This window comes from Vibrio sp. zbq_1, assembly GCF_043102935.1.
GTDB lineage: Bacteria > Pseudomonadota > Gammaproteobacteria > Enterobacterales > Vibrionaceae > Vibrio > Vibrio parahaemolyticus.
This window is the reverse complement of the sequence record NZ_JBICJH010000004.1, coordinates 916,349-939,725: the sequence shown is the minus strand read 5'-3', so window position 1 is coordinate 939,725 and position 23,377 is coordinate 916,349. Positions and strand designations below refer to the sequence as shown.

Genomic DNA, 23,377 nt, shown 5'->3' with positions numbered 1-23,377 from the left:
ACACTAATAAGCTAGTCATCTGAGTGCATAAAGGCAAGGCGTTTTTGAGGAAAGGGGCTTAGAAGCCCCTTAAATGAGACAAAATTCGTTAACTTTGCTTGGAATCTTGCTCAATTTGTTTCATCAAATCGTTCGCTTTCTTCATTGCTCGTCTAGCGCTGGTGGTCTTTCTTTTATTCAACAGAATGTCGGAGAATTGTAGATACTTGTCCGCTGTTTGGAAGCGTAGGTCATTGATATCTTGGAATCCAACAGGGAAGTTTTCAGAGAATTTATCGACGTCTTTAACTAACTTATCCAAATGTACAGTGGTTCTTGCTTGCTTTAGGCGATAGTACAGGCCATCAAACTCGTCTTGATACAAGATACGAGCGGCATCGATAGGGAAAGGTAACGGATTGCTCGAATCTATCGCCGTTTCATAGAGCTTCATTTCGAGCACCGCATCTTTCATCGCATTGCTTATCTCTAAGTTAGTTTTATGTTCATCGCTATTGGTGAAGAACGTGTTGCCAACCTTTATCAATGTTACTAATGCCGCTGCATCACGATCTTTCAACGCGTCACTTAAGTGTTTACCAAACACGTCACTAGAAAGTGAGCTCGGTACGAAAGGGTAGTCCTGATGGATCTGGTTTAGCTCTTCTTTCAGCTCATAGATAGACTTGGTATCTTCTTCCTTATCGTAACGTGATTTCTCCAAATGACTGTTAATCTGACGAGCAATAGAAAGTAGAGTAGAGTGCTTACTTGATTGAATGTCTAATGCAAGAACTTCGATTTTATGTGAGTCCGGGTAGTAGCCCTTGGCCTTTTGTAAAATAGCCTCAATCTCATCGTAATTCGGATAGCTAGTCGCATCGGAATTGAGTACATCGTCTATTTCTGATTCAAATTGACCGAGTAAATAGGGCTTATGTAGACGGAGCAACCCAGCTTTAATTAGAGGGTGAAGGGAAGCGTCACCATCGATTAAAGAGCGGCTATGCTCCGGCGAAGTACTTAATAGAAGCTCTGCATTTTGGATAACTTCGTTTTGTTGACTGAGCTTTGCTTCTAGACCGGAAATGGTAACTTGCTGTTGGTTGTAGACTAATCCAAGACCTGCCATAAACAACAAGCTGGCTGCGACACCAGTGGCCAAGGGCCAATATTGCTTGTTCAAACGACGCTTAACTGTCTTTGCATTAAAATCAGCGGGAATTGTACCAGTTGAAAAAATCTTCGAGAAAATCGGCCACTTCGCTATTGGCATATTTGCTGGTTTAGAGACCTTAATATTTTTCTTTAGTGCTTCATTAACTGGTGTTCTTGAATATGGATGCTTACAACTCAACAATTCATACGTAATACAACATAAGGCGAACATATCATCGCTTATGTTTGGTTCTTTTCCTGAGAGCAGGTTGAGTGAGGCGTAGTTAGGCGTGTAGCCCAGCGTTTCTAGATCTTCTGTTTTACGTTTTGCTGCATACTGATCCTGTTTGATCTGGTGAGTTTTCGACACACCAAAATCCAAAAGCTTTACATGGCCTTCGGAGGTCAAAATTACGTTGGCTGGTTTTAAGTCGGCGTGTACAACGCCGAGCGAATGAGCATAGGATAGTGCGTCGAGGATTTGGTTGAGGATAGAAAGCATTGCATGGTACTTCAAACCATTTGGACGAGATCGTTGGATTAAACTTTCCAACGTTTCGCCGTCAATATATTCCATCACTAAAAAGTAGATATCACCGTCGACTCCGAAATCAAAGACCCGGATTACGTTTGGATGACTAAGTCTTTGTGTTTGTTGCGCTTCTCGAATCAACATTCTTGCTGTCTCTGGCTGAGACGCAAATTCTTTCTGTAAAACTTTTAGAGCAACATAAGGGGATTCCGAGCCAGAAGACTCAAGAATTTTGTCTTTTGCTAAATAAACATCACAGAGTCCACCATGACCTAAAATAGACTCAATTTCGTAACGGTTTTTTACTGTTTGCCCAATTAAATTTGAGTTAATAACACTTTTGTTTTTTGTGTTCTTATTATTACTTTTGTAGATAGGTGGTATTGTGTTTTCTTTTTGAGACAGTTTTGTATCCGTTTCATTTATATTTTCAGCGGAGTCTTGTTTATTAACGTTTTTAGCGGATTCAATTGCGTTTTCTCTTTTTTGAGTCTTTACAATTTTTGTTTTATCTCCGCTATCGCTGCTATTTATAGATTTGTCTTTATTTTTTTCTTCCATCACAAGGACTCCATATAAATGATGGGGTTAATATATATATTCCTGCTAAATGAAAAATACTTCGGTTAGATTTTCTCGGCCAAACTAACATCGGTTTTTTGACGGGTGAAAGTTTAAGTGTCAAAAATTTGAACCTGGTTGGATATTTAAAATTGTTCAACAATTCATGATTGCTTTGATAAAAAAATGATTCATTATGCCGTCAATAGTTTTTATAACAGCTATAAGAACTCTATTAATCTTAATGTTAATAATTAAAGCTTCAAATCTAATTATAAAAATCGATATATAAATATTTAGCAGGTCTTTGGCGAGGTTTTTCATGAAATTGGTATTGACCATAACGAGTTTCCACAAATTTACTCCAGAAATAGAGAGTGAGTTTGTGTTTGAATCAAGTGATGAGCATGCAAAGGTAACCTTCGGACGCTCAGAACAATGTGACTGGACGTTACCAGACCCTGAGAGAGTTATTTCTGGGACTCACGGCGAATTGATTAAATTTGGCGATAAATATCTAATTAAAGATTTATCAACAAATGGCACATTTGTTAATAATGCAGTTACTCCAATCGGCCAAGGGAATGAGCTTGCTTTGTCCCATGGTGACACTGTTGCTTTAGGCGATTATCAAATACAAATTAGTATTAGTGATATCTCTGAAGATAGGACAGAGCATCAATTTACATCTAACCCAGAGGTTAAGACGCCAGTTGGATTCGAACAGCACGTAGAATCGATTCCAGAGATGGAAGATTTTGGTTTAAGCGCTGCCGAGTTGATGGATGAAAGTGTCCCATCAGATTTTCAGTTAGACATTGGTCTAGTAGATGATTTTCTAGAAATTCCGAGTCACGAAACTGAAGTGCCACAACCTAAAGTTGCATCAATGCAGCCTGATACCAACGCTAAAAGTCAAAAACCTACAGTGCATCGAGGTGAACTGGAAGCCTTCATTTATGGCATGGGGATCGACCCCAATATGGTACCAAGCCAAAATCGAGAGCAGTGGTTTGAACAATTAGGTCAGTCGTTTTCTCTCATGCTTATTGGGCTAATGGAGACTCTTCACAATCGGGCTGTATTTAAACAAACCAATCGCGTCAACCATACTGCATTTAGAAAGTCTGAAAATAATCCACTTAAGTTTTCAGCAAATTTGGAAGATGCAATACACAATTTGTATAACCGTCAAACGTCAAGTTTTTTAAAGCCTAATGCCGCAATAAAAGAAGCATTTAGCGATATTGAAAATCATGAGCAGGCTTTAATGCAAGGAGTAGCGGGTACGGTATCGAGTGTCATGTCTCTCGTTGAACCTAATACTATTTATTCAGATGCATTGGCTAAAGACAATGTAATTAACAAGGTTATTCCAGCAAGAAAATATGCTCAGAGTTGGAAGCGCTTTGAAGGTATTCATAGCCAATTAACAAATGAACTTGTCAATAAAGAGTCTCCATTTTATTTAGAAGATTTTGCTAAGCACTACGAATTAGCGCTCAAGAATAAAGGTTAAGGTGGGATTGTGAAACAAATTTATAAATCATTTTTGCTGTTTATATTTTTAGTATTAATGGGATGCTCCGCCGCTAATTTAGTGGTCGACCCATATGCGGATTTAGAAATAACGGCAAATCATAATATCAACCCTGACTCGAATGGAAGACCATCACCAGTTGTTGTATATGTATTTGAACTTACATCAAATACACTGTTTGAGAGTCAAGATTTTTTCTCTATTTATGAGGAGCATGAAAAAGTACTCGGTCCAGACTTGGTGAATAAATATGAAATATCTTTGACACCAGGCCAAAAAGAAATCTACCAAGCTAGTATGTCTCCTAAAACAGAATATTTGGGTATCGTAGCCGCGTTTCGCGATATTGAGAATTCAAATTGGCGACAAGTCATTAAAGTAGATAAGACGGGTTACAACACTTATCAAATCTCGTTAGAAGATCTGTCTTTGGTCGTACAATAACGTTTAGTTGGCTAATTATAAATGATGCAATACTCCAAGACGGCTTGGTGCGAGGGGATGTTTCTGCGTCCCCAGCATTTTCAACAGCACGAACGCGCAATATCTAATGAATATAAAGGCTTACACAGTTTAGGTGGCTCATATACGTGGGGCGTTTGGAATTGCCGTGTAAAAGAACATGCCTTAAAAACAGGCTTGATTGAACTTGATAATCTTCAAGCAATTCTTCCTGATATGACGCTGATAGACTTTTCAGCAACAACAAGTTTTCTGTCTCCTTTAAAGGTAAAAAAAGGGACGGAAAATACCTTAGTGAAGGTGATCGTTCCACTCTCAAAAGTCAGCAGTAAAATGATCGCGGATCCAAGTGAAACAACGGTTTCTCGGTATTTACTTCAAGATCTAGACGTTATTGATAACCTGACGGGCCAAGATGAAGAAACGATTCAAGTGGCCTCATTAAATATCGAGCTGAAATCAAGCAATGAGCAGTTAACAGGTTATATAGAGCTACCAATCCTTAAGATTAAAGAAGTTTCTACGGAAGGAGAGGTCATTCTTGATGACTCTTACGTACCGCCACTTCTAAACTTGTTAAATGACAAGGTGATGACGGGGTATCTACGTAATGCAATGGCAATGACCAAGATACGCGCAGATGTTATCGCTCAACGACTTGTTAAAGGAAAAGCGGCTTCAGCATCTGCGGTAGATTTCATAATGCTGCAAATGTTGAATCGATATGAAGCCATATTGAAGCATTTTAGTGAGCTGGAGAAAGTACATCCCTTAGAGCTTGCGACAACCTTTAAAGGCTATATAGGCGAGTTGGCAACGTTTTCTCACACCACCAAGCGCTTACCTAATCTCAAAGCTTACGATCACCTTGAAGTTGCAAGTGTGTTTGCTGAACTTAATCAAGTCCTTAGTCAGTACTTGAGTGTCGTTCTTGATCAGACTGCAAGTAAGTTGCCACTAGAAGTACGCCAGTACGGTATTCAAGTGACACCACTTCCAGATAAGCGATTATTGGAATCATGTCAGTTTGTATTGGCGATTAAAGCGGACACAACAACGGATGAGATTAGACGCTTAGTCCCTGCGCAATTGAAGCTTGGTCCGGCAGAGCAGATTAGAGATCTAATCAACAACCAGATTAATGGAATTAACGTAGCTCCTTTAAGTGTCGTGCCACGACAGATTCCATATCAAACGGGGTATGTTTATTTTGAGGTCGTTAAGAAGGGGCCATTCTGGATGCGACTTAAAGACAGCGGTGGTATTGCACTGCATTTATCTGGTCATTTCCCAAATCCGGACATAGAGCTTTGGAGCATTAATCAATAAAAGTGGTAAGTATGGAACAGACGATAGTAAAACCTACTCCTGGCGGAAGAGCGGCTGTATCTAAAGCTCAGCCTCAAAGATCAGCAGACAGTACTGTTGTGATATCCAAAAGCCCTGAGTTGGTTAACAACGATTCAGTTGTTGCTTATGGAGATAATCCATTATTGGCAGAAGCTAATGGTCTACTTTCGATTATTGGACAAATCAGAGCAACAGCTACTCATTCCGATCCTTTATTTCTTAAAGAAACGCTTGCGCAAAAGCTTAGGGATTATGAGAATCGTCTACGTCAACATGATGTTGACTTGGAAACCATTGATACCGCACGTTATTGTCTGTGTTGTTCTTTAGACGAAGCAGTATTGAATACCAATTGGGGGAGTCAATCGTTTTGGACACATGATTCTCTGTTGAGTTCTTTTTACGCGAGCAGCCAAGGTGGAGAGGCTTTTTTTAAGCATCTAGACAGCTGTCTGGCTCATCCGGAATCCCACTTAGATTTACTAGAGCTAATGTACGTATGCTTATCTTTGGGTTTTATAGGCCAGTATCGTTTAGAAAAAAATGGGCTTGAAGCTCACCGTCGATTGAGAAAACAAGTTGTATCAGTGCTTAAGTCACATGGTCGCGGAGTACAGCAAGAGCTTAGTAACAAAGTAGAACAACATATATTGGCAGGTGCTCAGGTTTCGGAACGTGCTCCTCTGTGGGTGGTTTGTTCGGTAACTTCCGCACTGCTTGTTTGTATTTTTATGTACTTCAGTTACGAGTTGAACAAAGCTTCCAACCAAACTTTTGCTCAATTGGTAAACCTGATTCAACCAACCCCAGCTGTTAGTAATCCTATGGTTGAGTCAAAGTCAGCACCTATTGCTGAAAGAATATCTATGTATTTGGCAACGGAGATTGGCAAGGATCTTGTCACCGTGGAAGCGTTGCAAGATAGAGTTCGCATTTCTCTTAAAGCTCAAGACCTATTTGAATCTGGTAGTGCGAGCGTTGTGGCTTACATACAGCCAGTTATTTCTAAAGTTGCACGTACCTTAGAAGCGACACAAGGGAAGATCATAATTACCGGGCATACCGATGACCGTCCGATATTTACCAGCAAGTACCCATCCAATTGGCACTTGTCTTTAGCTCGCGCAACTTCTCTTTCCGAACAGTTAATCGCCAACAGTGCACTTAAAGGCAGAGTGATTCCTGAAGGGTTGGGTGATGCGAGACCTTTGGTGGAAAATAACAGTGAAGAGAACCGAGCAATGAATCGTCGAATTGAAATCGATCTTATTGTGGGCAACTAATGGTTGGGCAATGAAATGAGTATTAAAGAAATAGGCAGAGTATTTACCCAAAGATGGTTTCTTGGTTTAGTTGGTGTAGCCGCGTGCTCCATTTTTATTTGGGTTGTGGGTCCTCTGATCACGGTTGCAGGTTACGAGCCGCTTAAAAGTGATTTCCAACGTTTAGTTACGATCTTAGTGATTGTTTTTGCTTGGGCGCTTATCAACTTAACAAAGCAGCACAAACAGAAAGTTAGAGAAGACGAAAGTATTCAGACGTTGCTTGAAGTAGACAGTCAGTCAGACAAAGAAGCCGCCAGTGAAATTGACGTAATGCGCGATCGTATAGAGCAAGCGATCAAAGTTGTGACAAAAACGCATAAAGGAAAGCGTAGTTTGTACGATTTACCTTGGTACGTTCTGATTGGTCCTCCTGGAACAGGTAAAACCACGGTTCTAAAGCAATCTGGCTTGGAATTTCCGTTAGCTGAGAGCTTAGGGGCTGACTCTATAGCTGGTGTAGGTGGAACACGTCACTGTGATTGGTGGTTTGCTAATAAAGCAGTACTTATTGATACAGCAGGACGTTACACCACGCAAGATAGTCAAGAAAAGGTTGACTCTAAAGCTTGGCACGGTTTCTTAGGGTTGCTTAAGAAATACCGCACTCAAAGGCCTATCAATGGCGCTATCGTAACAATCAGCCTAGCAAGTATGATGTCTCAAACTCGTACAGAGCGTAGCTTACATGCCAGATCAATAAAATCTCGCCTTCAGGAACTCAAAAATCAGTTGGGTATGCAATTCCCAATCTATGTTCTGCTGACGAAAATGGATCTGGTTGCTGGCTTTAATGAATTTTTTGCTGATTTAAGTAAAGAAGAGCGTGAGGAACTTTTTGGATTTATGTTCCCACGAGAAGTTGATGACGAACGTGGTGTCATTTCTCTCTTTAATAAAGAGTTTCACGGCATGTTGGAGCGGCTCGATGCGCGCATGTTACGTATATTAGAAACTGAAGATGACTTAGAAAAGCGCACGCTAATATTCGAATTTCCAAAACAGCTGCGAGTTTTACAAGCAAACTTAGATGAGTTTTTGTCTGAGATATTTGCGCAGAACACGTTTGAAGAGCCAGCCCTTATTCGCGGTGTTTTCTTGCTTAGCTCTGTACAAGAAGGTATTCCTGTTGATCGACTGATGAGTGAATCAACTAATGGATTGGGACTAGGGAGGTTGCCTTTAGCGACAAACGTTAACAGTTCGCATAGCTATTTTGTTAAAAATCTTTTTGAGCGAGTCATCTTTAAAGAGCAATTACTAGGTACCGTTAACCGTCACTATCAAAAGCAATCTGGATGGATGCGTACGGGCATATACATGGGTTGTGTTGGTGTTCTTGTTGGTGCTTCTGCTCTTTGGTTCCTGAGTTATCAATGGAATTCAAAGTTAATTGTCGATACCAATAGCCAAGTAAATCATATTGAAGCGATGATAGGTGCAGAGAGCCTTGATTTTGAATCGGACGTTATCAGTGCTGTAGACACGTTAGACAAGATCATGATGTTGCCACTAGGGAAAAATAGTGAATATGGTCATTCTGATGCAGTGAAAAAGTTTGGTCTGTATCAAGGTGACAAAGTTTCTCAAGCAGCAAATAACGCGTATTCAGATGCTCTTTCTCAACACTTTGCTACTCTGCTGTCAGAGAGTTTGGTCTCGGAAATGGAAGCGAATAAGCACCATCGTGAATACTTATACGAGACGTTAAAGACGTATTTAATGTTGTTTAATCCGGAAAAGTATCAACAAGAAGAGGTAATTGCTTGGTTCAACTTCTACTTTGAACGTCAGTATCCAGGAGAGTTAAACAAAGAGCTACGTGAGCGTTTGCTAGTGCATACTAAAAACTTACTAGAGAACGACGAGAAAGGCTTCTCAATGGATGCGACTGCTATTAGTGCAGCACGAGAAGTTCTAACGCAAATGTCACTTCCAGAGCGTGCATATCAGCGTATGAAGATGCAGTTTGCTAAAAGTCACGTTCCGTCTTTCCGTTTAACAGACGTGTTAGGACCTAAAGGTTTAGAACAATTTGAGCGAGCAAGTGGAAAACCTCTATCGCAAGGTATTTCCGGTTTTTATACCTACAACGGTTTTCACAGCATTTTCCAAATTCAGATTAATCGCACCGTCAAAGGTTTGATGGAAGAAAACTGGGTGTATGGGGATGATCTTAAAGCTCATGAAATTGATCATGATAGTGCTATTCAGGGGGTTCAAGCCCGCTATTATCAAGATTATGTCAATGAGTGGAAAACTCTGATAGAGGATATTCAGCTTAAACAAGCTCCGAGTTTGGCTTTAGCAACAGAGCAATCAAGAGTTTTATCCGGTGTAGAAAGACCAATTGAATCACTTCTGCGTGCAATACAAAAGGAAGTGGGGTTATCGAAAGTAACGTTATCGGAAAATCAAAAGGCAGCAACGGAAGTCGCAGGAAAGGTTGCAAAAGTGAAGTTTTCTAATACGGCAGACAAACTCGATATGTATTTGCCTGAAGAGAATGGATTTAATGTTGCTCTACCAGGTAAAGAAGTTGAATCCCATTTCACCGAAATCTTACGACTTAGTGAACAAGACTTTGATGATATTCAGCAAGCGATGGTGAATTTGCGTTCGTACTTATCTGATTTGTCTAGCTCTGGCAACAATCAAAAAATTGCTTACAAAAGCATATTGGATGGAACGGTGACTCAGGATGTTGCTGCCTCCTTTGCTAGAGCAAAAGATCTCTTACCAAAACCGTTTAATCAATGGTTGGGAGAGTTGTCACAGGAATCGGTTAAGTTTGCAGAAAGCGGCTCTAAAGATCATCTAAATCAGCTTTGGGTGACTAATGTAGTGCGTCCTTATCAGCGGACTATAGCAGGTAGATACCCATTTGAACCTAATGCAACGAAGGAAGTTCGTCTAAAGGACTTTCAACGATTCTTCGGGTACGGTGGTACGTTGGACTCGTTCTTCCAAGAATATCTGGAGCCGTTTGTTGATACGTCTAAGAGTCGTTGGAGACTAGAAAAAGAAATCGGTGTAAGGCCCGAGACGCTTGCAGTTTTTCAAAGGGCAAAACGCATTAGACAATCGTTCTTTGAATCAGATAACTCGCTACGAGTCGAGTTTGGTATGAAACCCGTATATCTAGATCAACACATTACTCGATTTGTGCTAGAGCTAGGTGATCAAGACTTGGTTTATAAGCACGGTCCTGCGAGATCGAAGGAACTTCGCTGGCCATCGGGTCAAGATCAGACGCGTATTGTGTTTACACCGCCCGAATCAAAACGAGAAATTGCTCATACCTATGAAGGGGAATGGGGCATTTTCAAACTATTGGACCAATCACTCAAGGCTCGACCAGAGTCCCGCAACGACAACATTGTCATGATCGATTTGAAGGGGAACAAGGTTCAGCTTGAGTTGATTCCATCTAGTGCAATCAACCCATTTTGGTCTAATGAGATGGAGAGGTTCAGATGTCCGCAAACCTTGTAACGCCTGTGTGGGGCTACATCGGAAAAATGCCGGCTAAAGGTGACTTTGTTAAGGACGGCATTTCTCCTGAATTTGCAAACCGTTGGCACGACTGGCAGCAAGCTGTTATTGCAGTGAGTAAAGAGCAACTGGGTGATACTTGGAATGATTATTTTTTAACTGCACCAGTTTGGCACTTTGCACTGGATGTGAGTTACATGGACGATGCTACGTATATCGGCAGCATGATTCCAAGTGTAGATGCATGCGGTCGCTACTTCTTTTTTACTGTTGTTCGAGCGGTAAAAGGCAAAGCATCACAGTATTGGGCACAAAGTGGCTGGACTGAAGATAGCCAGGTTCTAGCGCTGTCAGTGTTAGACGATGAATTTGTATTTGATGCATGGCACCGAAGCATGCAGGAAAAGTGTGAGCTTGTTTCTGAAGTATCGATATGCAATGAAGAAATGGCGCTTTTGTACCAAAGCCCGATCTCTACAGTGTTTAGCTTTTCAACTGAAGCAAAGCAAAACATGTTGTTAAATCATCTAATTGAGAGTCAACAGAGAAAACCATGCTTCTGGTGGACAGAAGGCTCTACTCATATTGAACCATGTATGTTTGTTAGCACTGGACTGCCATCTATTGGCCAATTCTCTGCAATGTTAGATGGTCGTTGGCAAATGTGGAGTTGGTAGGAAGCAAAGAATGAATTGGAATTATTTTACTTTTGCCAAAACTCATGCAGGTAAAGTTCGTCCTTATAATGAGGATGCGTTACTGGATATGACTGAACAGCATATATGGGTTGTTGCTGACGGCATGGGCGGTCATAGCGCTGGCGATATCGCGAGTCAAATGCTGGTCGACAGAATTGCACGCCATATGCAAGATGTGCCAAACACCAATATAGATGATATTCGCGCAGCAGTGCAGCAAGCGAATTTTGAGATCTATCAATATGCTCAAATGAACTTAGATGGAAAGACAATGGGCACAACATTGGTACTGTTGTTTATTCAGGATGGTTATTACCACTGCCTATGGGTTGGTGATAGCCGCATTTATCAACTAAGAAACGGTACTTTTGTACAAAAAACTCGTGACCATAGCCAAGTGATGGAGTTAGTTGAGCAAGGCTTGTTGGCATTTGAAGACGCAGAGTCACATCCATTAGCCAATGTAATTACCCGAGCTGTTGGGGTTGATGAGATGGTGACGATAGACCAAGTATCGGGACAGCTTGCGGATGGTGACCAGTTCTTGTTGTGCAGTGATGGACTTTCCAAGGAACTAAGCTGTGATGAAATGCATAAAACTCTATGTGCAGATTCAGTTAACCAAGCTGGTTTGGCATTAATGCACTCTGCTCTGGTGCGTGGCGCTAGTGATAACGTGACGTGTGCGCTCATTAAAGTGCGTCAAGAACCTAGTGAGTTTGACTCCGCTAGGCGAGATGATGCGACTATTCCTGTGTTTTTGAGGGGGAGAGTATGAGTAACACGATGTTTGATTGGTATGAGCAAGTCCTTGCACCAATTTCGGAAGACAATCCGACTGGCATTGATCCAAGAGAGGATGTCTCTCCTCAGTCTGCTTATTATCGACTTAAAGATCAGCGAATGGTGGCAAGAAACGCAGAGCGAAACGCCATCATCGAAGAAGAGAGTATTCATACACATAACAACTTATGGCGCGTTTTTGTTGAAGAAGTACCAGAAGTTCTCGCTACACAATCAAAAGATTTTGAGTTTGTTGCCTGGCTAATAGAAGCATTAACTCGGCTTTATGGTTTTAGAGGCATGGGCGTAGGCTACAAAATTGCTAGCGCGTTTGTTGAGTCATATTGGGATGAGCTGCACCCAATGCCTGATGAAGACGGCATAGAAACGCGGATTTCTGCCATCACCGGACTTAATGGTATTGATAGTGAGGGAACGCTGATCTTTCCTCTTGCCTCAATTCCATTGACGGATATGGGTGTAGAGCAAGCTTATGCATATTGGGAATACCAACAAGCTATTGAACTCGAGCGCTTGGACGAAGACAAGCGAAGAGCACGAGTAGATCAAGGCGCAATTGAATTGTCGCGTATCACTGACACTGTGAAATCAACTTCTGATGAGTTTTACCAGTCTCTGATTGCAGATCTCGAGTTCGCTACAGGTGCTTTTAATGAGTTCAGTCAGCGACTTGATGACGCTGTAGGGGATGTAACGCCTAGCTCATATATTTCAAAAAGAATTGAATCAATACACGCGGCACTTAAGCACTTGTTGGGTAATCGTTTTAAGGATAAGGCTGAGGTCTCCATTTCTGACGAAAATGGTGATGAAGAGTTAGAAGAAGCAAGTCAACAAGCAGTTACTCACAACTCATCTGCGTTATTAGTTACAAACATGCAATCTCGAGAACAAGCTATTCAACAGTTGCAACATGTGGCGGACTTTTTTAGAGAAAGCGAGCCTCACTCACCAGTTTCTTACTCCATCGAACAAATTATTCGTTGGTGTGGAATGCCTCTGCCTGAATTACTGGCGGAACTAATCTCCGACGGAGACGCAAAACGAAGCTACTTCCGTTTGGTTGGCATAGCAGAACAAAATGAAAATTAATAAAGGGAGAATGGTATGACGAGTATCCACTCGAAACTTTCACGAGTACGGAAGCCTCGTGTTCACATTACCTACGATGTTGAAACCGAAGGAACAACTTTGAAAAAAGAGCTTCCTTTTGTGGTGGGTGTTATGGGCGACTTTGCAGGCCAAAATACCGAAGCATTGAAACCATTAAAGGATCGCCGTTTCATTCAAATCGATCGTGATAACTTCGATGATGTACTTAAAAAGATGAGTCCATCGGTTAAGTTCAAAGTCGCAAACAAGTTAGCAAATGACGATTCTGAATTTGCGGTTGAACTGAGCTTTAAATCGATGCAAGACTTTGAACCAGCAGCGATTGTCAATCAAGTAGAACCATTGCGTCAGCTGATGGAAACTCGTAACAAACTGCGAGACTTGATGACTAAAGTCGACCGTTCGGAAGAACTTGAAAACATCCTAGAAGAAGTTCTCAACAATACAGACAATTTGGCAAAACTAGCTGGTGAGCTAGATCTTGGCAAAAAAGCGCCATCAGAAAGTACTGAGGGAGCAGAATAATGACGACTCAAGTTGAAAAACAACTCGATCCTACGGTGGGTGAACAAACCACTTCATTTCTTGAACAGGCTATTGGTGCGACGAAACAAACAGAAGCATCGAGAGCAGAAGAGCTGATCAAGACACTGACTGAAGAAGCGATGAAGGGGACGGTTTCTTGGAATAAAAACCTAACCGTAACTTTCCGTGAAGCGATTAATTTGCTTGATAGACAGATTTCAGAGCAGCTTTCTGAAGTTATGCACCATCCTGAGCTACAAAAGTTAGAAGGCTCATGGCGTGGGCTGAATTACTTAGTCATGAATTCTGAGACAAGTTCTACGCTGAAAATTCGCATGATTAGCATCACGAAGAAAGAGCTTCATAAAGACTTAAGTAAAGCGGTTGAATTCGATCAAAGTCAAATCTTTAAAAAAGTGTACGAATCTGAATTTGGTAGCGCTGGTGGTGAACCGTATGGTGCTTTAATTGGTGACTACGAGTTTACAAACCATCCAGAAGATATTGAGTCTTTGCGTTTAATGTCGAATGTTGCTGCTTCGGGTTTCTCACCATTCTTGTCTGCTGCTTCTCCTGCGCTATTTGGTTTTGATGAGTGGACAGAACTATCTAAACCGCGCGATTTAGATAAAGTCTTTGAGTCGTTGGAATATGCGCAATGGCGCTCTTTCCGTGAAAGTGCAGATTCTCGTTTTGTAAGCTTAACGATGCCTAAAGTATTAGCTCGCTTGCCATACGGCCAAGCTACCTCTCCTGTAGAAGCGTTTGGCTTTGAAGAGTTTGATGTGGATCCTGTGTCGGGTATCGCCGTTAATGCTGATCACAATGATTATTGTTGGATGAACTCATCGTACGTGCTTGGCGTCAAACTGACGGATGCATTTTCTAAGTATGGTTTCTGTACTGCTATTCGTGGCGCAGAGGGTGGTGGGCGAGTTGATAACCTACCAACACACTTCTTCATGAGTGATGATGGTGACCCAGATATGAAGTGCCCAACGGAAATTGGCATTACAGACCGCCGTGAAGCGGAATTGGGTAAACTGGGTTTCTTACCGTTGTGTCACTACAAAAATACAAACTATGCCGTGTTCTTTGGTGCTCAAACTTGTCAAAAACCAGCAAATCATGAATCTCCAGAAGTGGCAGCAAACGCGGCAATTTCAGCAAGACTTCCTTACATGATGGCAACCTCTCGTTTTGCACATTATTTGAAAGTAATGGCTCGAGACAAGATCGGTAGCTTTATGGAAGCAGAGGACGTTGAATCTTGGTTGAACCGTTGGATTCTTGGCTATGTGAACGCTTCTGAAGGTGGCGGTCAAGAAATTCGTGCGAAATACCCTCTTGCCGACGCTCGCGTACAAGTTAAGGAGATTCCAGGTTCTCCTGGTTCTTACAACGCGGTTGCTTGGCTCAAACCATGGCTTCAAATGGAAGAGCTAACCACGTCTTTAAGACTCGTTGCTAAAATTCCTCAGTCGGGTGGCTAAATAAAGTTAATGGCTGGTCACTTCGACCAGCCATTAAGCCAAGCTTATGGTAGTTATGACGAAAATAGATGCATTGAACTTTCTAGACCCAGAGGAACTCACACACGAGTTTACACCGATGGGCCTGGCTGAGTTTGACAGTCATTGGTTGACTAAATTTGTTGAATGTTCAGATTCAATACTTGCGGCACGAATTTGGTTGGAAGGCACGCAATCTAAAGATTTTGCGAGTTTTCGCCATAGCATTGTGAGCACGATTAATACCATTGACACACTATTACAGAAGCAGCTCAATGAGATCATTCATCATCCAGATTTTCAGAAATTAGAGTGCAGTTGGGTAGGCGTTCGATATTTATGTGAACAAGTTGATAAACCATCGTCTGACTCCGTAAAAATTAAAGTTCTATCTGCAACATGGAATGAAGTAAGTAAAGATGCGCTCAAGGCTATCGAGTTCGATCAGTCTGCCTTGTTTAAATTGCTCTATCAAAATGAATATGGAATGGCCGGAGGAGAACCCTTTGGTGTGGTTGTTGGTGATTATCAATTACGTTATGACCCGAGAACAAATTATTTTGATAGAGATATCTCTGTGCTAAGCAAGATATCTCAGTCTGCTGCTGCGGCATTTAGTCCATTTGTAATGTCTGCGTCTCCTGAAATATTCGGTGTGAACAAATTTGCCGAACTTTCGTCGACTCGAGACGTTGCGGCACAATTTGAACAAATTGATTATGTCAAATGGAGACAGTTGCGAGATAACGATGATACCAAGTTTATTGGCTTAACCGCTCCTAACGTGCTTTTTCGACAACCCTACAAAAGTGATGGTTCTCGAAACGATCAATTTGAATTTCAAGAGAATATTGACGATTCAAATAACGATTTATTGTGGGGAAGTGGAGCCTTCTGTTTCGCTGCTGTTTCGATAAGAGCATTCCAAGAGCACGGTTGGTTTACTCATATGCGAGGAATAAAGCAGGGGGATTATAGTCAAGGCATTATTGTTGCTCCTACAAGAAACAAAACGCGCATTAATGGCAAAAATGACAGAGATAGATGCCCTTTAAATCTAAAAGTCTCTGAGCGTAAAGAGCAAGAACTGTCTGATTGTGGGTTCATTCCGATTTCACCAGTTCCTGAAACAGACATGGTCGGCATGACTTCCAATGTTTCGTTGTATAAGCCAAAACTGTACGAAGAGAAGCATGTTGCGACTAATGCAAAACTCACCTCAATGCTCCAATACACGATGTGTGTATCGCGTATAGCACACTACGTCAAAGTTATGGGGCGAGACAAGATAGGTGGCTATCAGGACGCGGCATCGCTCGAGAGGGAGTTTCAGACTTGGTTACATCAATATACAACGGCTTCAGACGAAGCTTCGGATGAACTCAGAGCTAAGTACCCATTGAACGAAGCGAAGATCAAAGTTAGAGAGAAACGCGATACGCCAGGGCACTTCTACTCGGTGATACATTTACGCCCTCATTTTCAGCTCGACCAAATGGTCTCAAGTATCAAATTAATTACGGAATTATCACCAGAACATTTGGTGTAAGGAAAGAAAGATGACTCAGTGGAAAAATGCCTTATCGGAAGGGCAGTTGCAACAAGCTTTAGAACTACTAATCGAAGCAATAAAGGCATCTCCCAAGGATGCCAGTTTGAGAAGCTCTTTTATTGAACTGCTTTGTATTGACGGTGATTTTGAGCGAGCTGATGAGCAACTGATGCAGTCTATTAAACTGTTTCCTGAATATCTTCCAGGCGCTAGTCAGTTAAGACATCTGGTTAAAGCTGCTCAAGCGCGAAAGGATTTTGCTCAAGGTGCGGCAACCGCGAAGGTATTGGGTGAGAACGAAGAACTAACTAAGTCATTGGTTAGCTTCAACTTATCAATGGTGAGTCAAGATTATGAACAAGTTTCTGAACTTGCTCTTCAAATCGAAGAACTGAGACAAGAAAAAGGCTTTTTAGCTAATGATACTTCGTTCTCAGACGTGCGGGATATTGATGATCGTTTAGGTGGTTACATTGAGCTGTTTTCTACCGCAGGCAATTACTTCCTCGTCCCTATTGCTAGCATCAACACTTTAGAAATCAAATCTGCTACCTCTTTGCTAGAAAGTGTTTGGCGCCCCGTTGAGTTTGACATTGACGGTTTAGGTGAAGGTGAAGGCCATATGCCGATGACTTACGTGGATTCAGAAAGTGATGCTCAGAAACTAGGTCGTGAAACGGACTGGGAACAAATAGCTGACAAAGAAGTTTACTTAGGTTTAGGCCTGAAGTGTTGGCTTGTCGGTGAAATGGCGCTGCCGATTTCTGACTTACAAAATCTACAAGTAACAAAAGAGTTGGCGTAAGAGCAATTATGGCTTTAACGGTTTCACTGCTAGACAAGTTGATTGATAGCGACCCAACTACCAGAGAAGAAAAAGATTTTCCTGTCAGTCAGCAACACATGCTCAATGGTTTGTTAAGAGACTTAGAGTCGATGCTTAATAGTCGTATTGGTTGGAAAAATATTCACGAAGACTTTTTAGAAGTTAGATACTCAATTCTGAACTATGGGTTACCTGATTTTTCTTCAATGCCTTATAGCAGCCAAGATGGACAAAGTCAGTTGTGTGACATCGTTTATGAAGCTATTCGGGAGTTTGAACCTCGGTTAAGAAATCCGCACGTTCAAATTTCTGATGAAAAAAATGCGATAGATCGAACCTTACGGTTAGAAATTAGCGCAACTTGTTTGATTGATAATGACATCCACGAGTTGAAATTCAATTCGGAAGTCGAGCCAGTGAACTTAGGAATGAAGTTGAGTCGAGCGAAATGAGTGAAGAGTTTCTAAAATACTACAATCGTGAATTGGCCTATCTGCGACACAAAGGACAAGAGTTTGGCGAGCAATATCCTAAAATTGCGGCTAGGTTACGTATCAGCGAAGAACAAGTTGAAGACCCACATGTTGAACGTCTGTTGGAAGGTTGTGCTTTTTTAACCGCTCGGATAAGACAAAGTCTGGATAACAGTTACCCACAGTTTACGGAATCACTGATGGGACAGCTATATCCGGACTTTCATGCGCCAATTCCTTCGATGTCCGTGATCAAATTGAACTGTTCAGAGTCAACCACTAGTTCATTTGCTATTCCTGTGGGTGAAAGAGTCGAAGTTAGTGCCCCTGGATATCAAGATTGCCAGTTTCGAACCGGTTACCCGACAACAATGTATCCACTCGATATTATCTCTGGTTCATTTGAGAACGCGCCTTTCAAGCCTACTGGCTCTAAGTGGGAGCATAATGCGCACTCTGTACTAAGGTGTCAGCTGAGTGCTCATGATTCAGAGTCCTCTATCAATTCCATGGGTATCGATTGTTTGCGTTTGTACTTAAATGGACAGACGCAATTAACACTCAAGCTATATCAAATGTTATTCCAAAGTTTGATTGGTCTTTCAATCGTATTGGATGGTAAAGAAATCATGCCTCTAACTAAGAGGCATCTTCAATCGGTTGGTTTTGGGGACGAGGAACAAGTCGTCCCTTACAGTAAGAGAAGTTTTTCGGGATCTCGTTTATTGGTCGAGTACCTTCATTTCCCAGAAAAATTCATGTTCTTTGACTTGATCGAGCTCGGCTTAGATAAGTTAGAGATTCAAGGGCAGGTCGAGATTTGCTTTTACTTCGATACAAGCGATGACTGGCTACCAAAGCAAGTAGACGAGGAAAGTGTCATGGTTGGCTGTGTTCCCATTGTAAATCTGTTCAAATCAACCATGGAACCTAAACGTCTCCTTCCAACTGAGTACGAGTATCAATTATCTCCTCAGTACCAAGATGCAGAGAGTAATGAAGTTGTCTCGATTTCTGATGTTACCTTGAGAAACTGGAACAAAACTTACGAGCACTTACCCTGCTACCATTCAGGAGAGCACACGCACTACATGAGCGCGAGTGAAGTGTATTGGTTAATGAGACGAGAGGATAAAAACTGGGCCGGTGGCTACGATGAGCCTGGTCGAGAGACTTATGTTTCTTTTGTTGATAAGCAATACCAGTTGTTCAGCCCTGAAAGCAGAGATAATTGGCTGATGTATGTGGAAGCTGAGTGTTGCAATCGTAATTTGCCACAAAAAATTCCATTTGGTGGCGGGCTACCAAAGGTTCAGTTACCCAATGTTGATGATAATTTTAAATCAATCAGGTGCTTAACGTCTCTCTCCGAAACGCTTAGACCAGAGATGGATGAAAGCACACGATGGCAGCTTACCAAGCTATTAACATTGAACCATTTTACTGAAGCTGACGGCCTAGCAACGTTAAAACAAACATTGAACTTGTATGCATTTGCAGGCACTGCCGAAACAAAAGCCGTTATAGATGCTCTAGTCAAGCTAGAGTTTGAACATACAACCGGTAGGGTTAGTCAGAAAGGAAAAGTTGGTTTTGCACATGGAGTAAAGCTGATTCTAACAGTATCCGATCAGATACTGCCAAAAGAGCAGATCTTTTTATTGGGTAGCGTGTTATCTATTTACTTTGCTCAATATGCGGAGATTAACGTGTTTACGCAGTTAGAGATTAAGTTGAAATCAACCAGCAGCTCCTTTCACGTATGGCCTGCGCTGACAGGTGATAAGGTGTTGTTATGAGCTCAGAGGACTTCTACCGCGAGCTAAAGCAACGTTCTTTGTTTGAATCTATTCATCTTATTGAGCAAGAGCTTTTGAAAGTTGAATCGCAAATTGGAACAGATGCATTACCAAAAAACGAGAAACTCAACTTAAAGGTCAATGCGTCTTTAGGCTTTGAGAGTGCGCAACTCGTTTCTACTAAACCATTAGGTAAAGATAAATTAGCGCTTGAGACAAATTTGATTGGCTTGACGGGGGAGCAGGGTGTACTGCCTCAGCATTACAGTGAGCTTGCATTGCATCGACTGAAAGAAGGCGATCATGCGATGGTGGACTTCTATGACATTTTTAACCACCGGCTTTTATCCCTCTATTATCGAAGTTGGCAGTTGAGTCAGTTAACCATACAAGCGCGTGCGCATGCAAAAAATCAGCGCTCCCCATTAACTGATTGCATGTCGTCATTGACTGGCGATGGGAATGATCTAGCACTGCATTATGGCGGCATGTATGCATCTCCAACACGAAGTAAAGGTGCATTGAAGAGCATTTTGGAATGTTTGTCTGGTTGCCAAATTCGTATTCACGAGTTTCAAGGTCAATGGATGCGACTGTCTAAATCTGAACAAACTTGTTTGGCATCGAAAAGTATGCCCGAAGGCCAGTTTGCACAACTCGGTGCTGGTGCGTCACTAGGAAAAAAAGCCTGGAATATCAATGCAAGTACAACAATTGAGTTTCTCCCAAAGGAAAGTAAGCAAGTCAAAAATCTATTACCCAAGACCAATACATTGAAAACGATAAAACGGGTAGCAGGTGACTTCATTGGCAAACACAAGCACGTTAAGTGGCAACTTACGACTAAACATAGTCTATTGCCTCAAGTTCAAATATCTAAGCAACAAGGTCAGTTAGGTGTCGGCTCTGTACTGAAAAAACATGAACGTACGGAAGATCGCAACATAACAATTACGGTTTAAAGGAAACATAATGGCTTCATTATCACTTTCAGCGTTGGTCGAAAGATTGTCTCCGCAAGCGAAGGAAACGCTAGAGCAAGCGGCGGCAATGGCAAGTTCGCGTACACATCATAGTATAGAGTTGACCCACTGGTTGTTGGCGATAGTTCAACATCCATCCGGTATTTATTCAGAAGTGTTTGAAGCTTTTGATATTGATGAAAGAAAAGTCGAAGAACAACTGCAAGCTCAGCTTGAAAAATACAAAACTGGATGCCAAACCGTCCCAGGCCTTTCTGCTCATACTGTAACCATGATGCAGAATGCTTTGATGTGCGCAACGATAGAGTTTCATGAAGAACAAGTGAACTGTATCCACTTACTGTTTGCATATCTTTCTGATGACACGCTAGTGAATATGATGAATGCTATTAGCGCGGAGCTAGACAAAGTCGAACCATCTCGCCTAGTCGTAATTAAAGAGCATGTGGGCGATGGTGGAAACAATACTTCTAAGGCGACGAGCAGCTCGAACTCTGCATTGAATCAGTTCACAACGGATCTTACTGAGCAAGCTAAAGCTGGAAAAATAGATCCTGTTATCGGTCGCGACAATGAAATCCGCTTGATGATCGATATCTTATTGCGTCGCCGCCAAAACAATCCGATCTTAACGGGTGAGGCTGGTGTAGGTAAAACTGCGGTAATTGAGGGGCTGGCGCAAAAAATAGTGGATGGGGATGTTCCTCCGGCTTTACATGATGTTGCCATCAAATCACTCGATCTTGCTTTGCTTCAGGCGGGGGCGGGGATGAAAGGGGAGTTTGAAAACAGACTTAAAAATCTCATTCGAGAAGTTAACGAATCTTCGCAGCCAATCATTCTTTTTATCGATGAAGCTCATGGTCTAATCGGAGGTGGTGGTCAAGCGGGACAAGGTGATGCTGCTAATATATTGAAACCAGCGTTGGCTCGAGGAGAGTTACGGACCATCGCTGCAACTACTTGGGCTGAATACAAAAAATATTTTGAGAAAGATGCCGCGTTAACGAGGCGCTTCCAGGTTGTGAAAGTAGACGAGCCGACTCCTGAGTTAGCGGTAGATATGCTTAGAGGCTTGGTTAACATCATGGGGCAACATCATGATGTTTATATCACAAGCCAAGCACTGAATGCTGCGGTACAACTTTCTGCTCGCTACATCAACGGACGCCAACTACCAGATAAAGCAGTATCGGTATTAGATACTGCATGTTCGCGTGTTGCATTGAGCCAATCTGCCACTCCGGGCGCGTTGGATAGCAAAAAGAAAAAGCTAAACATCAAAGAAGCGGAGTTTCAACAACTTTCCAAAGAGGCTCTGTTAGGCGTAAGTCACGATGAACAGCTTAATAATATTCGATATGAGATCGATGAGTTATCTAATCAAGTCATAGAATTAGAGGCAATTTGGGAACAAGAAAAGCAGTGGGTTCAAGAAGCTAAGTCCTTGAGAGCTAAGGTGATAGAAGAGAATGCCGACTGTGACAAAGAGCGATTACAGGAAATCGAATCGAACTTAGCGCTCAACGCGCAACCTTTAGTCTTTTCTCATGTGAATGAATCTTTGATTGCTGAGGTAATTTCTGATTGGACAGGTATTCCACTTGGAAAATTGCAAGATGACGAAATTGAAGCGGTTCTTAACCTAAAAGATAGCTTGTGCGAGCGAGTGGTGGGGCAAGATCATGCTCTAGAAATCATGTCCGAAGTGATCAAAACAGCAAGTGCCCAATTGACGGATGAAACTAAACCTAATGGCGTGTTTTTATTAACTGGCCCTAGTGGTGTCGGAAAAACGGAATCCGCTCTTGCTATCGCAGAGAAAGTTTATGGGAGCGAAGACAACGTAACCACGATCAATATGTCGGAATTCAAAGAAGAGCATAAGGTTTCATTGTTGTTAGGCTCTCCTCCTGGATATGTCGGATACGGTGAGGGGGGCGTTCTAACGGAAGCCGTAAGGCGTAAACCTTACAGTGTGATTCTGTTGGATGAAATGGAAAAAGCGCACCCCGGTGTGCAAGATATTTTCTATCAAGTGTTTGATAAAGGCTCCATTAAAGATGGTGAAGGTCGAGATATCGATTTTAAAAACACCATCATTATCATGACGGCGAATACTGGCACAGAAACCACAATGTCTCTCTATGCAGATCCAGACTTAGCGCCAGAACCGGAAGCTCTAAAAGAAGCGCTTAGAGATGATTTGCTAACAGATTTTAAACCTGCATTTTTGGGGCGAGTTAATGTATTACCTTACTTGCCTCTCGGAAAAGAAGTCCTAACGGAAATAACTAAGTTAAAACTCAACAAAGTATCTAACCGTATCCGAAAACATTATTCGGCAGGGTTGTATTTTGATGAACAACTAATTAATGACATTGTAGACAATAGTAATGAGTCAGGAAGTGGTGCTCGTGTAGTTCAAACCACCATTGAAAATAATTTACTTCCTAAAATTTCTCATGAAATATTGAATGCAATTCTTAATGGTAAGACGTTCGATGAAATTAATGTTAGAGGTTCAATTAAAGAACTAGAAGTCTCACTTATTTAACAAGTTTAACTCTGTAAATAATAATTGAGAGTTGCTTCATAATAACTATTATTAGTTATAAATATCGCTTAATTTAAATCTGATTTAAAGATATAAAGGAGCGTATTTAAAATGAAGTTTTTGATACATCAATCATT

17 protein-coding genes are annotated in these 23,377 nt (G+C 41.7%); 16 read left to right on the top strand and 1 reads right to left on the bottom strand.

The genetic code is table 11. The annotated features are described in order from the left end of the window. Positions 1 to 88 precede the first annotated feature (88 nt). Complete coding sequence (locus ACF8CV_RS04515) at positions 89 to 2,230, bottom strand: serine/threonine-protein kinase (protein WP_171055856.1); 2,142 nt, start codon at positions 2,228 to 2,230, stop codon at positions 89 to 91. Between the two features lie 322 nt (positions 2,231 to 2,552). On the opposite strand from ACF8CV_RS04515, the gene tagH reads away from it, so the two are divergent. From tagH to tssH, 16 genes are read left to right on the top strand one after another with little or no spacing between them, the layout of a single operon-like run. Further along, entirely contained in the window at positions 2,553 to 3,749 is a 1,197-nt protein-coding gene (tagH, locus tag ACF8CV_RS04510) for a type VI secretion system-associated FHA domain protein TagH (RefSeq protein WP_138937326.1), read from the top strand. A gap of 9 nt (positions 3,750 to 3,758) precedes the next feature. Then, positions 3,759 to 4,214: a type VI secretion system lipoprotein TssJ gene (tssJ, locus tag ACF8CV_RS04505; RefSeq protein ID WP_005463795.1), complete on the top strand. Its 456-nt coding sequence runs from the start codon at positions 3,759 to 3,761 to the stop codon at positions 4,212 to 4,214. 21 nt (positions 4,215 to 4,235) lie between these two features. Beyond that, entirely contained in the window at positions 4,236 to 5,561 is a 1,326-nt protein-coding gene (gene tssK, locus ACF8CV_RS04500) for a type VI secretion system baseplate subunit TssK (RefSeq protein WP_005463797.1), read from the top strand. 11 nt (positions 5,562 to 5,572) lie between these two features. Continuing rightward, positions 5,573 to 6,865, top strand: coding sequence for a type VI secretion system protein TssL, long form (gene tssL, locus ACF8CV_RS04495; RefSeq protein ID WP_025628598.1), 1,293 nt, complete (start codon positions 5,573 to 5,575; stop codon positions 6,863 to 6,865). Between the two features lie 15 nt (positions 6,866 to 6,880). After that, positions 6,881 to 10,399 (top strand): type VI secretion system membrane subunit TssM, encoded by a 3,519-nt coding sequence (gene tssM / locus ACF8CV_RS04490; protein WP_138937325.1) that lies wholly within the window; start codon positions 6,881 to 6,883, stop codon positions 10,397 to 10,399. Next, positions 10,381 to 11,076: a type VI secretion system-associated protein TagF gene (gene tagF / locus ACF8CV_RS04485; protein ID WP_138937324.1), complete on the top strand. Its 696-nt coding sequence runs from the start codon at positions 10,381 to 10,383 to the stop codon at positions 11,074 to 11,076. The genes tssM and tagF overlap by 19 nt, the downstream gene beginning before the upstream one ends. A gap of 10 nt (positions 11,077 to 11,086) precedes the next feature. After that, complete coding sequence (locus ACF8CV_RS04480) at positions 11,087 to 11,875, top strand: PP2C family serine/threonine-protein phosphatase (RefSeq protein WP_005463805.1); 789 nt, start codon at positions 11,087 to 11,089, stop codon at positions 11,873 to 11,875. Beyond that, positions 11,872 to 12,993, top strand: a complete 1,122-nt coding sequence (gene tssA, locus ACF8CV_RS04475) for a type VI secretion system protein TssA (protein ID WP_005480330.1) — start codon at positions 11,872 to 11,874, stop codon at positions 12,991 to 12,993. The genes ACF8CV_RS04480 and tssA overlap by 4 nt, the downstream gene beginning before the upstream one ends. 15 nt (positions 12,994 to 13,008) lie before the next feature. Then, positions 13,009 to 13,539, top strand: a complete 531-nt coding sequence (gene tssB / locus ACF8CV_RS04470; RefSeq protein WP_005463809.1) for a type VI secretion system contractile sheath small subunit — start codon at positions 13,009 to 13,011, stop codon at positions 13,537 to 13,539. Continuing rightward, complete coding sequence (gene tssC / locus ACF8CV_RS04465; protein WP_005463811.1) at positions 13,539 to 15,032, top strand: type VI secretion system contractile sheath large subunit; 1,494 nt, start codon at positions 13,539 to 13,541, stop codon at positions 15,030 to 15,032. The genes tssB and tssC (ACF8CV_RS04465) overlap by 1 nt, the downstream gene beginning before the upstream one ends. A 55-nt stretch (positions 15,033 to 15,087) precedes the next feature. Further along, complete coding sequence (tssC, locus tag ACF8CV_RS04460) at positions 15,088 to 16,599, top strand: type VI secretion system contractile sheath large subunit (protein WP_208871095.1); 1,512 nt, start codon at positions 15,088 to 15,090, stop codon at positions 16,597 to 16,599. A 10-nt stretch (positions 16,600 to 16,609) separates the two neighbouring features. Then, a complete protein-coding gene (locus ACF8CV_RS04455; protein ID WP_005499024.1) occupies positions 16,610 to 17,407 on the top strand; it encodes a type VI secretion system accessory protein TagJ in 798 nt (265 codons plus the stop codon). Positions 17,408 to 17,415: 8 nt separating this feature from the next. After that, entirely contained in the window at positions 17,416 to 17,880 is a 465-nt protein-coding gene (gene tssE / locus ACF8CV_RS04450) for a type VI secretion system baseplate subunit TssE (protein ID WP_015313304.1), read from the top strand. Continuing rightward, complete coding sequence (tssF, locus tag ACF8CV_RS04445; RefSeq protein ID WP_021450825.1) at positions 17,877 to 19,700, top strand: type VI secretion system baseplate subunit TssF; 1,824 nt, start codon at positions 17,877 to 17,879, stop codon at positions 19,698 to 19,700. The genes tssE and tssF overlap by 4 nt, the downstream gene beginning before the upstream one ends. Beyond that, positions 19,697 to 20,662, top strand: coding sequence for a type VI secretion system baseplate subunit TssG (gene tssG, locus ACF8CV_RS04440; protein WP_138937322.1), 966 nt, complete (start codon positions 19,697 to 19,699; stop codon positions 20,660 to 20,662). The genes tssF and tssG overlap by 4 nt, the downstream gene beginning before the upstream one ends. A gap of 10 nt (positions 20,663 to 20,672) precedes the next feature. After that, entirely contained in the window at positions 20,673 to 23,240 is a 2,568-nt protein-coding gene (tssH, locus tag ACF8CV_RS04435; protein WP_025632525.1) for a type VI secretion system ATPase TssH, read from the top strand. Positions 23,241 to 23,377: the final 137 nt, after the last annotated feature.

Excerpts from the sequence above, each read along its gene's own strand:
- ACF8CV_RS04515 (WP_171055856.1), bottom strand. The coding sequence starts at position 2,230 with ATGGAAGAAAAAAATAAAGACAAATCTATAAATAGCAGCGATAGCGGA.
- tagH (WP_138937326.1), top strand. The coding sequence starts at position 2,553 with ATGAAATTGGTATTGACCATAACGAGTTTCCACAAATTTACTCCAGAA.
- tssK (WP_005463797.1), top strand. The coding sequence starts at position 4,236 with ATGATGCAATACTCCAAGACGGCTTGGTGCGAGGGGATGTTTCTGCGT.
- tssL (WP_025628598.1), top strand. The coding sequence starts at position 5,573 with ATGGAACAGACGATAGTAAAACCTACTCCTGGCGGAAGAGCGGCTGTA.
- tssM (WP_138937325.1), top strand. The coding sequence starts at position 6,881 with ATGAGTATTAAAGAAATAGGCAGAGTATTTACCCAAAGATGGTTTCTT.
- tagF (WP_138937324.1), top strand. The coding sequence starts at position 10,381 with ATGTCCGCAAACCTTGTAACGCCTGTGTGGGGCTACATCGGAAAAATG.
- ACF8CV_RS04480 (WP_005463805.1), top strand. The coding sequence starts at position 11,087 with ATGAATTGGAATTATTTTACTTTTGCCAAAACTCATGCAGGTAAAGTT.
- tssA (WP_005480330.1), top strand. The coding sequence starts at position 11,872 with ATGAGTAACACGATGTTTGATTGGTATGAGCAAGTCCTTGCACCAATT.
- tssB (WP_005463809.1), top strand. The coding sequence starts at position 13,009 with ATGACGAGTATCCACTCGAAACTTTCACGAGTACGGAAGCCTCGTGTT.
- tssC (WP_005463811.1), top strand. The coding sequence starts at position 13,539 with ATGACGACTCAAGTTGAAAAACAACTCGATCCTACGGTGGGTGAACAA.
- tssC (WP_208871095.1), top strand. The coding sequence starts at position 15,088 with ATGACGAAAATAGATGCATTGAACTTTCTAGACCCAGAGGAACTCACA.
- ACF8CV_RS04455 (WP_005499024.1), top strand. The coding sequence starts at position 16,610 with ATGACTCAGTGGAAAAATGCCTTATCGGAAGGGCAGTTGCAACAAGCT.
- tssE (WP_015313304.1), top strand. The coding sequence starts at position 17,416 with ATGGCTTTAACGGTTTCACTGCTAGACAAGTTGATTGATAGCGACCCA.
- tssF (WP_021450825.1), top strand. The coding sequence starts at position 17,877 with ATGAGTGAAGAGTTTCTAAAATACTACAATCGTGAATTGGCCTATCTG.
- tssG (WP_138937322.1), top strand. The coding sequence starts at position 19,697 with ATGAGCTCAGAGGACTTCTACCGCGAGCTAAAGCAACGTTCTTTGTTT.
- tssH (WP_025632525.1), top strand. The coding sequence starts at position 20,673 with ATGGCTTCATTATCACTTTCAGCGTTGGTCGAAAGATTGTCTCCGCAA.